Source organism: Synechocystis sp. FACHB-383, assembly GCF_014698605.1.
Classification (GTDB): Bacteria; Cyanobacteriota; Cyanobacteriia; order Cyanobacteriales; family Microcystaceae; genus Synechocystis; species Synechocystis salina.
Genome location: NZ_JACJTJ010000019.1, coordinates 1 through 15,394 on the forward strand (window position 1 = coordinate 1; position 15,394 = coordinate 15,394).

The 15,394-nt window shown below is 49.4% G+C and carries 12 protein-coding genes; 5 read left to right on the forward strand and 7 right to left on the reverse strand.

The window, feature by feature from the left end; genetic code table 11:
- The 4 genes from H6G45_RS03835 to H6G45_RS03850 form a co-directional block, all read right to left on the reverse strand.
- Positions 1 to 5,636 (reverse strand): cadherin domain-containing protein (locus H6G45_RS03835; protein ID WP_347338243.1); only part of this gene is annotated, 5,636 nt, incomplete at its 3' end.
- A 223-nt stretch (positions 5,637 to 5,859) separates the two neighbouring features.
- Positions 5,860 to 6,696 (reverse strand): metal ABC transporter permease, encoded by an 837-nt coding sequence (locus H6G45_RS03840; protein WP_190596787.1) that lies wholly within the window; start codon positions 6,694 to 6,696, stop codon positions 5,860 to 5,862.
- Complete coding sequence (locus tag H6G45_RS03845; protein ID WP_190597025.1) at positions 6,659 to 7,492, reverse strand: metal ABC transporter ATP-binding protein; 834 nt, start codon at positions 7,490 to 7,492, stop codon at positions 6,659 to 6,661. The genes H6G45_RS03840 and H6G45_RS03845 overlap by 38 nt, the downstream gene beginning before the upstream one ends.
- Before the next feature lie 10 nt (positions 7,493 to 7,502).
- Positions 7,503 to 8,519: a zinc ABC transporter substrate-binding protein gene (locus H6G45_RS03850; protein ID WP_190596790.1), complete on the reverse strand. Its 1,017-nt coding sequence runs from the start codon at positions 8,517 to 8,519 to the stop codon at positions 7,503 to 7,505.
- Between the two features lie 107 nt (positions 8,520 to 8,626).
- Here H6G45_RS03850 and H6G45_RS03855 point away from each other — a divergent pair, with 107 nt between their 5' ends.
- Together H6G45_RS03855 and H6G45_RS03860 are read left to right on the forward strand one after the other, a co-directional pair.
- Positions 8,627 to 9,043, forward strand: coding sequence for a Fur family transcriptional regulator (locus H6G45_RS03855; RefSeq protein WP_190596791.1), 417 nt, complete (start codon positions 8,627 to 8,629; stop codon positions 9,041 to 9,043).
- A gap of 159 nt (positions 9,044 to 9,202) precedes the next feature.
- Complete coding sequence (locus H6G45_RS03860; protein WP_190596793.1) at positions 9,203 to 9,820, forward strand: Uma2 family endonuclease; 618 nt, start codon at positions 9,203 to 9,205, stop codon at positions 9,818 to 9,820.
- A 3-nt stretch (positions 9,821 to 9,823) separates the two neighbouring features.
- On the opposite strand, the gene H6G45_RS03865 is transcribed toward H6G45_RS03860, so the two are convergent.
- Positions 9,824 to 10,063, reverse strand: a complete 240-nt coding sequence (locus H6G45_RS03865; RefSeq protein WP_190596795.1) for a hypothetical protein — start codon at positions 10,061 to 10,063, stop codon at positions 9,824 to 9,826.
- Between the two features lie 159 nt (positions 10,064 to 10,222).
- Between H6G45_RS03865 and H6G45_RS03870 the strand changes: the two genes are divergently transcribed.
- Both H6G45_RS03870 and H6G45_RS03875 read left to right on the forward strand, forming a co-directional pair.
- Positions 10,223 to 10,783, forward strand: coding sequence for a hypothetical protein (locus tag H6G45_RS03870; RefSeq protein ID WP_242018034.1), 561 nt, complete (start codon positions 10,223 to 10,225; stop codon positions 10,781 to 10,783).
- Positions 10,776 to 11,249 carry a PPC domain-containing protein gene (locus H6G45_RS03875; protein ID WP_190596797.1) on the forward strand — a complete coding sequence of 158 codons (474 nt, stop codon included), beginning with the start codon at positions 10,776 to 10,778 and terminating at the stop codon, positions 11,247 to 11,249. Before H6G45_RS03870 ends, H6G45_RS03875 begins: the two co-directional genes overlap by 8 nt.
- On the opposite strand, the gene H6G45_RS03880 is transcribed toward H6G45_RS03875, so the two are convergent.
- Both H6G45_RS03880 and H6G45_RS03885 read right to left on the reverse strand, forming a co-directional pair.
- Positions 11,246 to 12,073 carry a zinc-dependent peptidase gene (locus H6G45_RS03880; protein ID WP_190596800.1) on the reverse strand — a complete coding sequence of 276 codons (828 nt, stop codon included), beginning with the start codon at positions 12,071 to 12,073 and terminating at the stop codon, positions 11,246 to 11,248. The two genes, H6G45_RS03875 and H6G45_RS03880, sit on opposite strands and share 4 nt — an antisense overlap.
- Positions 12,074 to 12,089: 16 nt before the next feature.
- Complete coding sequence (locus H6G45_RS03885) at positions 12,090 to 12,509, reverse strand: response regulator (RefSeq protein ID WP_190596801.1); 420 nt, start codon at positions 12,507 to 12,509, stop codon at positions 12,090 to 12,092.
- A 90-nt stretch (positions 12,510 to 12,599) separates the two neighbouring features.
- Here H6G45_RS03885 and H6G45_RS03890 point away from each other — a divergent pair, with 90 nt between their 5' ends.
- The gene (locus H6G45_RS03890) at positions 12,600 to 15,365 is read left to right on the forward strand and encodes a DNA topoisomerase (ATP-hydrolyzing) subunit A (RefSeq protein WP_190596803.1); all 2,766 of its coding nucleotides are present in this window, start codon (positions 12,600 to 12,602) and stop codon (positions 15,363 to 15,365) included.
- Positions 15,366 to 15,394 lie beyond the last annotated feature (29 nt).

A 15,394-nucleotide genomic window follows, 5' to 3' on the forward strand; every position in this document is an offset into this window, starting at 1 on the left:
AGGTTGTTGATAGTTAAGTTAACGACTTGTTCAGTGACAGGATTAACGCCATCACTAGCAGTGACGGTGAATTTATAGCTAGATTGCGTTTCAAAGTCAGGATTACCAATTAAGGTAACTTTCCCTGTTGTGGAGTCAATGCTGAAAGATGTGGCATCGTCCCCTGGTTTCAAACCGAAGGTTACCCCCCCACTGATATCCGCACTATCATCTGCTGTTGCTTGGTAAATTACTTGACCAGCTCCACTGTTTTCATCAATGGGTGTTGCGGTATCGCCCGATGTAATAGTTGGAGCTATTTCATCTAGATTGTTGATAGCCAAGTTAACGACTTGTTCAGTGACAGAATTAACGCCGTCGCTGGCAGTGACGGTGAATTTATAGCTAGATTGCGTTTCAAAGTCAGGATTACCAATTAACTTAACTTTCCCTGTTGTGGAGTCAATGCTGAAAGATGTGGCATCATCCCCTGGTTTCAAACCGAAGGTTACCCCCCCACTGATATCCGCACTATCATCTGCTGTTGCTTGGTAAATTACTTGACCAGCTCCACTGTTTTCATCAATGGGTGTTGCAATGTTCCCAGAAGTAATAATAGGAGCTACTTCATCGAGGTTGTTGATAGTTAAGTTAACTACTTGTTCAGTGACAGAATTAACGCCGTCGCTGGCAGTGACGGTGAATTTATAGCTAGATTGCGTTTCAAAATCGGGGTCTTCGGTTAAAGTAACTTCCCCAGTTGTTGGGTTAATAGCAAATGATGAAGCATCATCACCTGGTTTCAAGCCAAAAGTTACTCCTGTACTTATATCTGCACTGTCGTCTGCTGTTACTTGGTAAATTATTTGCCCGGCTCCACTGTTTTCGTTAATTGCCTTTGCAATGTTTCCAGAAGTAATAATAGGAGCTACTTCATCGAGGTTGTTGATAGCCAAGTTAACCAATTGCTCCGTAGCAGGATTAACGCCATCACTAGCAGTGACGGTGAATTTATAGCTAGATTGCGTTTCAAAGTCAGGATTACCAATTAACTTAACTTTCCCTGTTGTGGAGTCAATGCTGAAAGATGTGGCATCATCCCCTGGTTTCAAACCGAAGGTTACCCCCCCACTGATATCCGCACTATCATCCGCTGTTACTTGATAAATTACCTGACCAGCTCCACTGTTTTCGTTAATTGCCTTTGCCGTATTTCCCGATGTAATAATAGGAGCTACTTCATCGAGGTTGTTGATAGCTAAGTTAACTACTTGTTCAGTGACAGAATTAACGCCGTCGCTGGCAGTGACGGTGAATTTATAGCTAGATTGCGTTTCAAAATCGGGGTCTTCGGTTAAAGTAACTTCCCCAGTTGTGGAATCAATGCTGAAAGATGTGGCATCATCCCCTGGCTTCAAACCAAAGGTTACACCCCCACTGATATCCGCACTATCATCCGCTGTTACTTGATAAATTACCTGACCAGCTCCACTGTTTTCATCAATGGGTGTTGCGGTATCGCTCGATGTGATGGTAGGAGCTACTTCATCGAGGTTGTTGATAGCTAAGTTAACTACTTGTTCTGAAGTATTGTTAGCCGCATCTGTCGCAACTATAGTGAATTTATAATTGGATTGCGCTTCAAAATTCGGATTATCAGTTAACTTTACTGCTCCCGATGTGCTGTCAATGGTGAAGGCAGTAAAGTCATCAACTTCCTTGAGGCTATAGCTGGTTGAACCTGTGGTAATATCCCCTATGTCAGTGGACGTGACAGTATAAACTACTTGACCGGCTCCGCTGTTTTCATCAATAGGCGTTGCAATACCTCCTGATGTGATGGTAGGGGCTATTTCATCTAGATTGTTAACTGTAATGGTGAAATTCTCAGTAAAAACCAAAAGAGAGCCACCATTGTCATCTGTACTCTTGATGGTAATTTCATAACTTGGTTTAGTTTCGAAGTCTGGGCTAGGACCAATGAAAAATAATTCATTGCCATTACGAATTTCAAACTCTCCGGCATCTGATCCTTCAACGTTTAAAACATTATTGTTGCCACTAATATCAGGATCAGTAATGGTAACAGTCGCTATTTTTATCCCACCTGATGTATTGATATTTTCATCTATTTTATTATTAGAAATAGCGATATTTGTGGGCACTTCATTGACATCAACTACATTAATAGTTAAATCTTTAGTAAAAACTAAAGGAAAGCCACCATTATCATCGGTGCTTTTGACGGTAATTTCATAGCCTGGTTTAGTTTCAAAATCTGGAGTGGCACCGACAAAGAATAATTGATTGCCGTTACGGATTTCAAAATCTTCAGCATCCGTTCCTTCAATGGTTAAAACATTATTGTTGCCCGTGGCATCGGGGTCAGTAATATCCAAAGCTCCAATCGGCAGACCAGAACCAACATCAATATTTTCTTCAATTTGATTATTGTCAAGAATTACATCCGTTGGTGCTTCATTAACGTTGATAATAGTTCCAATACCTTGTACATCATCAATGATCGCCCCAGTAATATTGGTGATATTGACAAAAAAGGTTTCTTCCGATGCCGCTAGATTGCCGCCTTCAATGTCAACTTCAAAAGTGTAAGTGGATTTCCCTTCAGCAATGGTTTGGCCAGTCAAGTTCGTTACTGTGTAGTCTTCTCCCGCCGTTGCTGTGTTATTGGCAGTGGCAATGTCGAAGGTCACGCCTCCAGCCAGAGCAGGGGAGGAAAGGCTGACAGTAAAAGTGGCTGTGCCAGCATCTTCATTAACCTGTACGTCATTAATGGAAAGGGATGGAACAATTTCTATCGTGCCAAAGATATTATTGTCGTCGTAAGTACTACCTTCGCTATCGCCACCATTATCAGGGGCAGTGTTGCCAGTGAAGGTGGGTAATATTCCCAAGCTAAGCACTGTGGGAGCAGTAATAACCCCGGCTTCATTCTTTAAGTCATCGGTAACGGCAAAAATAGCACCACCTAATCCTTTGCCATTATTGGCGCCAACTCCACCAGTGGCCCTGTTGTCTTCAAATTTTGTGTTGTCCAGGGTGAGGGAGCCGGAACGGATAAAGATTGCCCCTCCCAGTCCAGCGCCAGCGCCACCACCACTAATTACACCTTCACTAAAAACACTGGTGCCACCAGCACCACCGCCGAATCCCCCCTTGCCACCTTCACCGCCACCGCCACCTCCAAATCCCCCGTTGCCACCGCCCCCCTGACTAAGATTTCCGTTGCCACCGCCACCGCCGCCAAATCCGCCATTGCCAGCAGACCCCGAGGTGCTACCGCCGCCGCCACCAAAGTCACCGCCATTGGCACCACTAATACTGGGGCCATTAAGGCCACCAGCACCGCCACCACCACCACCAAAACCACCTGCAGTTGCTGCAGTTCCACCAGTAGATCCCTCTACACCGCCATTGCCGCCATTGGCTTTACCGCCACTTCCATCATTCGCATCGCCAATTCTTTTAATAATTGCTCCAATTGTTTCAAATGTTTCAAATGTTCCTCCACCGCCGCCCCCCACTCGGTTGGGGGAACTACCACTACCCTCAGCACCATCTCCCCGTAGGCCACCGCCGCCGCCAGCATAATTATTAGGCGAGGCGGAAGCTTGACCACCATTGCCACCATTACCGGAAAGTCCACCACCACCACCACCACCATTGGCAGCAAGAAAAACAGTAGTGGCAGGAGCACCAGCACCACCGATCGCCTGGTTATCGATAAAAGTCACATTGGTCAGGGTGACATCACCGGAGTTGATCAGCAAAGCTCCCCCGGCCCCCATGCCGCCACCACCGCCGGGAATTCCGGTTCCTCCTTTACCACCCTGGGCCCGCCCACCGGAGAGGGTCAAATTGCTAATGCTAACAGTGCCTTCTTTGACAAAGAAAATAGAGACGTCTCCTTCGTCATTAATGCCGTTGTTATTGGCATCACCGCTGATGGTGTGGCCATTGCCGATAAATTCAATGTCACTGGTGATTAGGGGCAGAAAGTCTGTTAGTTGAATATTCCCCGTTATTTCAATAACATCCGATCCGGGTAAACTATTAGCAAAATTAATAGCATTGACAAGCTCAGTAAAATCATCTACTGATGAAAAATCAACAATTTCTAGCGTGCCAAAGATATTGCCGTCGTTATAAGTAATGCCGGTGCTATCGCCACCATTGTCGGCCGCAGTGTTGTTAGTGAAGGTGGGCAATCCTCCCAAACTAAGCACCGTGGGAGCCGTTGCAACTCCTGCTTCGTCCTTTAAGTCATCGGTAACGGCGAAAATTGCACCGCCTAATCCCTTGCCGTCTTCTCCATTTCCGGAGCCACTTCCTATTCCAGCGTCTCCTTTAACAGCACTGTTATTGTTGAAAGTTGTATTGTCGAGGATGAGAGTTCCAGAACGAATGAAGATCGCTCCTCCTAGTCCAGCTCCTCCTCCTCCTCCTCCTTCAGCACCGGTACGACCTCTGCCAGCACCAAACCCTCCATCACCGGCAAAAGGATTAAAACTAGCACCGCCGCCGCCACCACCACCAAAACCGCCATTTCCGGCCGTGCCACCAGGACTCCCCCCACCGCCGCCGCCAAAGCCACCATTATCACCATCATCAAGGATATCCCCACCGTCACCACCGCCATCAGTTCCGCCAATACTTCCACTGGCATCGTCTCTTAGACCACCGCCCCCACCGCCAGCGGTACTATTAGTACCAGCTCCGCCACTACCACCGATCGCCTGATTATCGGAAAAAGTCACATTGGTTACGGTGACATTGCCAGAGTCAATGAATAGAGCTCCCCCGGCCCCCATGCCGCCACCACCGCCAGAAACACCAGATCCTCCTTTGCCACCCTGGGCCCGCCCACCGGAGAGGGTCAAATTGCTAATGCTAACAGTACCCTGTTGGACAAAGAAAATGGACACATCTCCGTCATCATTTTGATCGTTGCCGTTAGCATCCCCACTGATTGTGTTGCCATTGCCGATAAATTCAATGTCACTGGTAATTAGGGGCAGAAAATACGTTAGTCGGATAGTGCCAAGATTTGCAGTTATTTCAATAACGTCTGCTCCAGATGAGGCATTGGCATCGATAATTGCCTGACGAAGGCTACCGGGGCCACTGTCACTTGTCGTGGTAACAGTAAACGTGGCCGCTTCCACTGGTACAGCATGGCCATCAACAAAAATGGTGAAATGATCTGCTTGGGAACGGAGGGATTGCAAACCCAATTTATCCAAGGGAACACCACTGACCACATTGGCAAAAATTTCCCCTTCATCCCCAGGACTATCGGCCAAATTCAACCGAGCATCAACGGCATGGCCAATCTCTTCCAGTAGAACCGCTTGAATCTGCTCTGGGGAAGCTGTCTCTAAAAAATCCTGACTGAGATAGATGGTATCCGTACTCTGGGCGTAGGCTCCCAACAAGCTGGCCATGCCCTGGTCTAAAATTCGTATCGTCGGTAATTGACTAAAATCTTCTGCTTGCCATTGTCGTCGGAGTTGTTCTGCCTTAGCTCGGTCAAATTCAGCACCGAAGATAATTGCTAGTTTGCGCCAAAAGTCGGGGGAATGAGCAAATTGGACTAAGTTGTGATGAACGGCGTTGAGATGAAGTGAAATGTCCACGGAATCGAGAGAATATGATGATCAGTTGAAAACAATGTAAGAGCTCCGATTTCCACCCTGAAGATATAGGTAGAACCCACATTGTATAATATGCGAAATAATGTTACGAGGACAACGTGGTTGGATCCGTGGGGTTTTTGCGTATCTTCCTGTCAGTAACAGGTGTGGGCAAAAGTTTCCCTTGCCCGTCCGCAGATTTAGTACGAAAAAAGAAGGCACCGATTTACCGTTTAAAGGCCAAACTAATCAGGTAAGCAATACTAGCCACCAAAATAATAGTTGCCCCGGAAGAAAGATTAAAGCTGTAGGAAAGGGCTAATCCCACCAGACAAAAGACCATCCCCAGACCGCTGGCCACTGCCATCATTTGGGGGACATCCCGCACATATTGACCGGCGATCGCCGCAGGAATACTTAACAGGGCAATGACCATAATTAACCCTACTAATTGCATCACCATCACCACCGTTAAAGCAATGGCCGCCACTAGAGTGAGGTAGAGGACATCCACCGGTAAATTGCGGGTAGTGGCATAAATTGGGTCAAAGGAAATGGCCAAAAATTCCTTGTACAGCAAAAACAAGAGGATCACAATCAAAAGATCCAAACCGGCCATGAGCCAGAGTTCCTGCCGGGGCACCGTCAAAATACTGCCGAACAGATAACTTGCCACATCAGCCTTATAACCCTTGGTTAAATCAATCAGCATGATACCGATCGCCATGCCCAGGGCCCACATCACCCCAATTAAAGTGTCACTGCGCTGTTGATATTTCCTGGCCACCCACCCCATAGCCAGCGCCATAACCAAGGAAAAACCAAATGCCCCCCAGAGGGGATTAAAGGCAAAATAGTAACCTAAACCAATGCCCCCATAGGCCGCATGGGCCACACCACCGCTGATAAAAACCATGCGGTTGATGACAATAAAAGAACCGATTAATCCACAGGCTAAGCTCACCAACAAGCTAGCTAGGACGGCATTCTGCATGAATTCGTATTGCCAAGCCTGGGTTAGGGCCTCAATCATGGTGACACTCTGCGCCGTGGCCTTGGCCATTACTACTGTCAAGGACGGGGGAACCCTGGTCATGGCTGGGAAAAACCCGGTGGGGCACCCCATGGGCAATCAAATCCACCGGACATTGATAGGTGGCTTCAATCATCTGAGGCGTAATAAATTTCTCTTGGTGGTAGTGCAAACTACGGTTGAGACAACCAACGGTTTTAACGTAGCGGGAAATGGCCCCCAGGTCGTGGGAAATCATCACAATGGTCATGGTTTGATTCAGTTCCCCCAACAACTCGTAAATGCTTCTCTGCACTTTGCTGTCCACGTTGGCGGTGGGTTCGTCCAGCAGTAAAATTTGCGGTTGGGAAGCCAAGGCCCTAGCAATGTACACCCGTTGTCGTTGCCCCCCCGACAATGCCCCCAACGGGCGATCGCCTAGATTACCCATGCCTACCTGCTCCAAACAACGGTGGACAATGGCTTCATCCTGGCGATGGTACCGGCGAAATAGTTTGCCCCGCCCCAAACGTCCCATCCTCACCACGTCCAACACCCGCACCGGAAAGGCCCGGTCAAATTCCAACCACTGGGGCACATAGCCCACGTAACGCCGCCCCTGCTCCACCGATCGCCCCAGAATTTGCACCGTACCCTGGGATGGTTTAATGAGGCCCAACAGAACCTTGAGCAAGGTAGTCTTGCCCCCCCCATTGGGACCAATTAAGCCCAGAAAATCCCTTTCCTCCACCCGCAGATTAATATTTTCCAGCACCGGGGAAGCACCATAACCAGCAAATAAATTTTCGACGGTAATCACAGCCGTGGGGCTGGGGCGATCGGCCATGGAGACATTGTTATTGGGGCTGGACACTATGGGCATTGGCAATTTTTTGGGCAACGAGTTTGAGATTGCTAGACCAATCGGCGGCCAGGGGATCAAGTAATTCTACCTTTGCGCCAATTTCAGCGGCGATCGCCTCGGAACTTTTGGTGCTGAACTGGGTTTCCCCAAAGACCACGGTGAGATTATTTTCCTTGGCCGTATCAATTAGTTGTTTCAATTCCTGGGCACTGGGTTCTTGTCCCTCCACTTCAATGGGAATTTGCTCCAAGTTATAGTCCCGAGCAAAGTAGGCCCAGGAAGGATGGAAAACAATAAATTTCTTTTGGGGTAAAGGTTCCAGCACCTGTCGTAACTCTTGGTCTAACTGCTCCAATTCCGCTAAAAATGCGGCCAAGTTAGCTTCATACTGTTCCCGATTCTCCGGATCTAACTCGGCTAAACCTTTGGCGATCGTGGAGGCCTGTTGTTTCACCAACGTAGGAGATAACCAAATGTGGGGATCTGCCACCATCACTGCTCCCATGGCTTGCTCCTTTTCCGATTCTGGCCCATGGTCGTGGCCATCGTGGCTGTGATTATGGTGATCATGTCCTTCTTCTTCCCCGTGACTATGGTCATGCTCCTCCATTTCCAGGGGGGTAATGCCTTGGGCCGAATCAATTAACTTCATATTGGCATTGGCTGCTTTTAACTTCTCCAACCAAGGTTGCTCAAAACCAAAGCCAATTAAAACGTAGGCTTCTGCCTCACTAAGGGCCGCCAACTGTTGGGGTTTGGGTTCATAGGTGTGGGGATCATTATTGCCAGGCACTAACACACTCACTCGCACCAGATCGCCACCAATTTTTTCCAAAAAATACTGTTGCGGCGGAATACTCACCGTAATATCCATGGCCTCCACCATGGGCTCCTGGCTAAGCGAACCATCCTGCTCCCCAGCGGGCTGACAGCCCATGACACCTAGGCCCACCACTAGAGCAAGACCAATGGACTGAATGAAATGGGGGGCGGCAGAGAATGTGAACATTAGCCAATGTGCAATACAGTGAAGATCAAACTGACAGAAAATTTAACTTTCCTGAGAGTTAACAATAAACGATAATCATTATCATTGCATAGTTCCTCACCATTGTCATGAGTCTTCCCACTCCTTCCCTTGCCGTTCGCCTAGAGTCCCTAACCGTCAACCAGAGACTGGTGCTCCAAGCTTTGCAAAGGGAAACGGAGCCCCTGTCGGCCCAAGCCCTGTTCACCAAGCTGCGAGAAACGAAAAAAATTGGCTTGGCCACGGTATATCGAGCTTTAGACGCCCTCAAGTTAGCCGGATTTATCCAACATCAAGCCACCATGACCGGGGAACTCCTCTACCAAACCCTTGAACAGGATCAACATTGCCTGACCTGTTTACAGTGTGGCGAATCCTTCCCCATCCAAGGTTGTCCGGTGCAATCCTTAGAGGAAAATTTGCAAGCTAATTATTCCTTTCGGATTTATTACCACACCCTGGAGTTCTTCGGACTTTGTCAACTTTGCGCTAAGGGAAATGGTTAGAATTTAGGTCAGCCAAAATATTAGCGATTACGGCATCTGAGTGGCACAACAAAAACCTTGCAGAAGTAAGCATTACAACTGTTGTGTATGTCGAGTTGATTTGGAATTTGCTGTCAAGATGGTTAACCACCACAGTGTTTAGTGAACCCAGGAGCAGTCATGGCAACCCTAACCCAACCACAACCAGTTAGATCAATTGATCAAGACCCATTGTTACTAGATGTCAGTCATGTCACTTTAAAAATCTCACCGGAGCATTTCGATCAGCTTTGTCTTGATAACCCGGATTTAAGGCTTGAGTTGACCAAAGATGGGAATTTGATTGTTATGGCACCAGCCGGGGGAGAGACTAGTCGCAAAAATCTTGATCTGGCCATTGATGTTGGTCTTTGGAATCGCCAAACCAGCCTAGGTCAGGCGTTTGATTCTTCCTGTGGCTATGACTTCACCGCATTAGGCGGGGGAAAACTATCGCCGGATGTGTCCTGGATTGAGCGGTCTAAGCTGGCGGGAATCGAAATAGTAGGCTTTATTCCTGTGGTACCGGATTTTGTCATTGAACTCCGGTCTGCAACGGATAACCCGAAACCATTACAGGAAAAAATGCGGGAGTATCGACGGCTGGGGGTGCAATTAGGGCTATTGATTAGTCCTCAAAATCAACAGGTTGAGATTTATCGTCCCGCCCAGGAAACGGAAGTTCTAACATCGCCCCAAAAAATAGATTGCGACGAAGTGATGCCCGGTTTTGTACTCGATTTGACTCGCATTTGGTAGCCACTAAAAATATTCCACCTTGGGACTGACTACCCCATTACTGGAGCCGGAAAAACGATGGGGCCGCAGAAATAATTGCTGTAGGGATCGTTGCAAGCGGAGCCGGGCTTGGTGCTTGGATTGTTGAGCGATGGTGAGGGACTGCTGGGGTAAGCTGGTGACTTCACTGGGAATATTACCCGACACCGCCAGGGCCAACGCAAAGGCAATAAATGTGGTCAGAACTCCCAATTGCTTAAACATAGCCTACCCTCCTTTCTCCCAGACTGGACTTGAGCTAATATTCTAGGAACTACCAAGAATAGCTCCCTAGCAAATATGACAATATCCCAGGCTCAAAAGGATCCAGGCATTTTGCAGACAGTTTCGCTTTTGACTGCCTATTGTTTTGACCTCCGGGGAATGGCGCCCAAACAGGTCATCAATGGTTGGCTCAAGGATTTTTCAGCCCTGTGGATTCGTCTGGCGGTGATCGAAGCCCTCTACCTCGGCCGCTATAAGGCGGTTTCGGTGGAGCATTTGCTGGAATTTTGGCACAAGAAGGGACAACCTAATTTTCACTTTTCCGCTGAGTTTGAGCGTCTAGTTTCCCAAAATCTGCCCAGATCCCTGGCGATCGCCACGGACAAATCGATGGAGGAGTTGACTAAGATAGCCGACCAATCATGGCAGTTAAAGGTTCCCAACCGAGGGCAAAACCAAATATCGCAATCACCACACCGGCAAGTTTCGCCGTCTGACCCAGGGGAATTGGAACCCCTCCCTTGGCATCACCGTGGCCCAAAAAATCTCCAGCATCACGCTCCAGAAAACTCCAAGGCTCCCAGAGTATCCGAAGAAGGCCCAGTGCACAGATCCCCAGGGTCAGCCCCTTCCATTGAACAGTTCATCCCGATCACCCAGGAATCGAATTTTCTCAGTCGGCTCCAGTCGGTACTCAGTCAGGACAGCGAAAATGTTTAGATCCTTCACTACAGGGAAATTAAACAAATTAGCCCCTCTCTGGATGGGTTTGCCCTCTGCCCTGGTAGTGTTCTACCCAACCCTAAGTTACGGCCAAAATAATCAAAACAGTTTTTATAATCCCATCCCCATTACCGCCAATACGACGGTTAACGATCGCCTGACTGTGCAGGATATGCCCACGGGGGAGGGGGGATTTGCCAGGGATTATCGCATTAATCTCCGGGCTGGGGACCAAGTGGCCATTGACCTGCGCTCCGATGAATTCGACACCATGGTCATGCTCATTGGCGATGACGGCACCACCATTGTGGCCAACGACGACAGCACCGAGGGGGGCACCAATTCCCTCGCCTTTGCCCGTATTACCGAGTCCGGGGACTACATTGTCCGGGTCAGAACCTACGCCGCCACTGGGGGAGGATTATTCTCCCTGGAAGTAACCAGGTTACAGCCCGTGCCCTAGCAGTTGATCAACGGCTCAAGACAATAGTATTTTTGTAGGACTTGATAGAGTTGCCCGTGGTGGCGTTGTAACTCTTGCCCTTTTTCAAAGAAAGTTTCCGTCACCACCGCAAAAAATTCACAGGGGTTAGTGGCTCCATAGGGATCGATCACAGTGGGGAGATTATGCTCCAGTTGGCTGAGTAGTTGTTGATATTCCGCCGCAAAAGTTGACTGCCACCGTTGATAGTCGTTGCGACGGGCCAATTTGGGCACCCCATTCATGGCTCCGTCCCCCATGTCCAATTGGTGGGTAAATTCATGGAAAATAACGTTATGGCCATCTTGCCACCGCTCCAAGTCCCAGGCAATGGTACCCCAGGCAAGAATTAATTGCCCGGCCCTGTCCCAGGACTCTCCGGCCCGGATAGTTTCTTCTTCTTCCACCACATAACCGTCGGGGGAACTGACCTGTCTAACCTGAAAGGCGTCGGGGTAAACAAGAATTGTGTCCAGCCTGGGGTAGGGATTACTGCCCAACTCTAAAGCTAGATAACAAGCCTGGGCGGCGATCACCAACCGGACTTCATCGGTCAAGACAAAATCATTACAGCCAATGAACTGTTTTTGTTGCAGAAATAACTGGATTTTTGCTGCTAACTTTTGTCTTTTTTGAAGGGAAAGCTGTCGATAAAAAGGCAGGCGATCGCCAAGGATGGCTTGCCAATGGGGGGGCAGGGGACGCTGGAAAAGCTGTTTTTCCCGCCAATCTAACCAATGGGGATAACCCCAAATGTAGGCAATGATGCCCAAAAGAATGGTGAGGACAATGGCAGTGGGCAACATGGAAAAAAGGCTAAAGCTAAATCTCTAGGCTGGGGTTTTCAATGCCACCGGCCATGGCTTGAATCTGTTGGACAAAAGCTTGGTGGTCCACCACTGGTTTGGCAATGTAACCCTCAGCCCCACTTTCCGCTAGTAAGGATTCTCGATCGCCGGCCATGGCGTGGGCAGTAACCAAAATTACTGGTAAACCGGCCGTGCTGGGGTCCTGTTTGAGCAATTGGGTAATTTGAATACCGTTGTAGGCTTTGCCTTGGTAATGGCTGCGGGAGAGGGAAACATCCATGAGAATCACGTCCACCGCCTTGCTCCGGGCTAGGTCCAACACCTCTGCCACATTCTCACTGCCTTTGACAGTGAATCCCCCCCGCTTGGTGAGAATTTTAGAAAAAACGCGGAAATTCATGGGGTCATCTTCAACGATGAGAACCGTGGTCATAAGCTTTTACTCAGCAAAGTGGGGAAGAGAATCAGCCTTTCCAATGCTAACATTGGCCGCGAATTGACGAGCGCACAGGTTCCCAGCGGCATGGCCAGAAAATCTTTCCCCAGCGGTCAAATTATCCCCACCGATCTCCACGAAGAAATGGAACGTTCCTATCTGGAATATGCCATGAGTGTGATTGTGGGCCGGGCATTGCCCGATGTGCGGGACGGCTTGAAACCGGTGCATCGCCGCATTCTCTACGCCATGTATGAGTTGGGGTTGACCCCCGATCGCCCGTTTAGGAAATGTGCCCGGGTGGTGGGGGACGTGTTGGGTAAATACCATCCCCACGGAGACCAGTCCGTGTATGACGCCTTGGTGCGGATGGTGCAGGACTTTTCCAGCCGTTATCCCCTCTTGGCTGGCCACGGCAATTTCGGTTCGGTGGACAATGATCCCCCCGCCGCTATGCGTTACACCGAAACCCGTTTAGCGCCCATTGCCATGGGGGCCATGTTGGAAGGCATCAGCGAGGCGATCGTTGATTTTACCGGCAACTTCGACAATTCCCAGGAAGAACCCACCGTGGTGCCGGCCCAGTTGCCCCTGTTGCTGTTGAACGGTTGCTCCGGCATTGCCGTGGGTATGGCCACCAATATCCCGCCCCATAATTTGGGGGAAGTGGTGGATGGTTTGATTGGTTTGATTAACAAGCCCGATTTGTCAGACCAAGAATTATTCAAGTTAATTCCCGGCCCAGACTTTCCCACCGGGGGCCATATTCTTGACAGTGAAGGCATCATCCAGGCTTATCAAACTGGACGGGGTTTAATTCCGGTGCGGGGGGTGAGCCACATTGAAACCGTCCGGGGGGAGAAAAAACGCAGTCATAATCGCACGGCGATCGTGATCACAGAATTACCATTTCAGGTCAACAAAGCCGCTTGGATTGAGAAAATTGCCAATTTGGTCAATGACGGCAAGTTAGACGGTATTTCCGACCTGCGGGATGAAAGTGATCGCACGGGGATGCGGGTGGTGATCGAGTTGAAGCGGGATGCCAATGCCGACACCATTCTCAAAAAGCTTTATCGCATGACCCCTTTGCAGAGCAATTTTGGGGTAATTTTCCTGGCGCTGGTCAACAATCAGCCCATACAAATGTCGCTGCGACAAATTCTCCAAGAATTTTTGCAATTCCGGGAAGACACCCTCCTGCGGCAGTATGAAAATGAGTTGGGGGAAAGCCGTCGTCGTTGGGAATTGTTGGCGGGTTTACTAATTGGCTTGGAAAACCTCGACACCCTAATTGAAATTCTCCGCTTTGCCTCCGATGGCACCACAGCCAAAATTCAGCTCCAGCAAAGGTTGGGTCTTTCCGAGCCCCAAGGAGACGCCATTTTGGGGATGCCCCTGCGACGCATTACCGGACTGGAACGGGAAAAGTTGGTGCGGGAACACACTGATTTAGCCCAACGCATCCAGCAACTAGAAACCCTCATCGGCGATCGCCAGGAACGGTTAAAAGCCCTCAAAAAAGAGTTGCGGGGTTTGAAGAAAAAGTTTGCCGACGAGCGACGGACCAAAATATTACAGGGAATGCCGGCTAAAATTACCCCTTTGCCAGTGGCAGAAAAGGAATCACCTGCACCAAAAACCACCCTGGTTGAAACCCAGTTGCAGACGGAACAGGAAGATGGACTGGCCATGGAGGAGAAAGCAGAGCCATCAGAACCAGAACAATTGTTGTTAGACAATGTCCCCGCCCAATCCACCGACTCCGCCCCGGCTGAGAGGCGGGGAAATTCAGCCCTAGCCCTCAAAAACTCACCGACCAATATTCCGGAACCAGGCCAACCAAGTCCAGAGGCGATCGGGGAAAACAGTAAACAAGCTCTAGTTGCCAAGAAGAATCCCCTCACCCTATTTACGCCCCAAACACCTCCACCTAATGCTTTTCTCAGCATCAATCTCCAGGGGGAAATTGGCTGGCATCCGGAGGCGTTAACCTCAAGCAACTGTTTTGAACCCTTAACTCAGCAACGCCCTATTCAAGGAAGGGAAACTTTGGTTGTGATTGGTGACCACGGTAAAGCTTTCCCCGTGGCGATTGCAGATTTGCCGCCCCTGGTCGTTACCCGCATTCCCCTGCTCCGTATGCTGCCCAAGTCAGCCCAGCGGGATGCCACCGCCGTTACTTTCCAGGGGTTTTTACCGTCTCCGGAACGGCCCCAGGATTTACTCCTAGTTAGTCAACAGGGTCGGGTCAAACTGATCGCTGGTCAGGAATTGCAGGAGCTGGGCCAACGAGGTTTGAGTTTGATCAAGCTAAAAAATGGCGATCGCCTCCAGTTTGCCCAATGGGTTACGCCCATGGATAATGCCCCTGACCAAAATTTGGTTATTGCCACCAGCAATGGTCGCTTACTAAGGTTTGATGTGGCCCAAGTTGGTCTCACTTGTTCTAGCCCCAGCGCCCAGGGCCAAGAAGCAATGCGACTCCGCCAGACGGAAAAGTTAGTGGGGGTATTGATGGCCTCCCCCCTTGAGGCAGTTCTGCTGTTGACCCAGGGAGGTTACGGCAAACGTTTGGATTTAACTGCCGTGCGCCTCGGTAATTTTGGTGATTTGGGGACAACGGTGGTGCAATTTACCAGCAAAGCAGATCGTTTATTGACCATGGTGGGGACAAATTCCACTGCCCAGACGCCCGAGTCCTCCACCTGCGATTTCTATAGCAATCAACAACGACTCCATTCCCTCCAGGGCAACCAGTTCCAGCTCTGGGGTAAAGACGGCTTTGGCGATCGCCTGGTGGATCTCAACGAGGGGGAATATTTAACTACCAGGGTTGCTCATCTTGGTTAGAGGTTAGAGGGGGGGAATTTTTGGGCTAG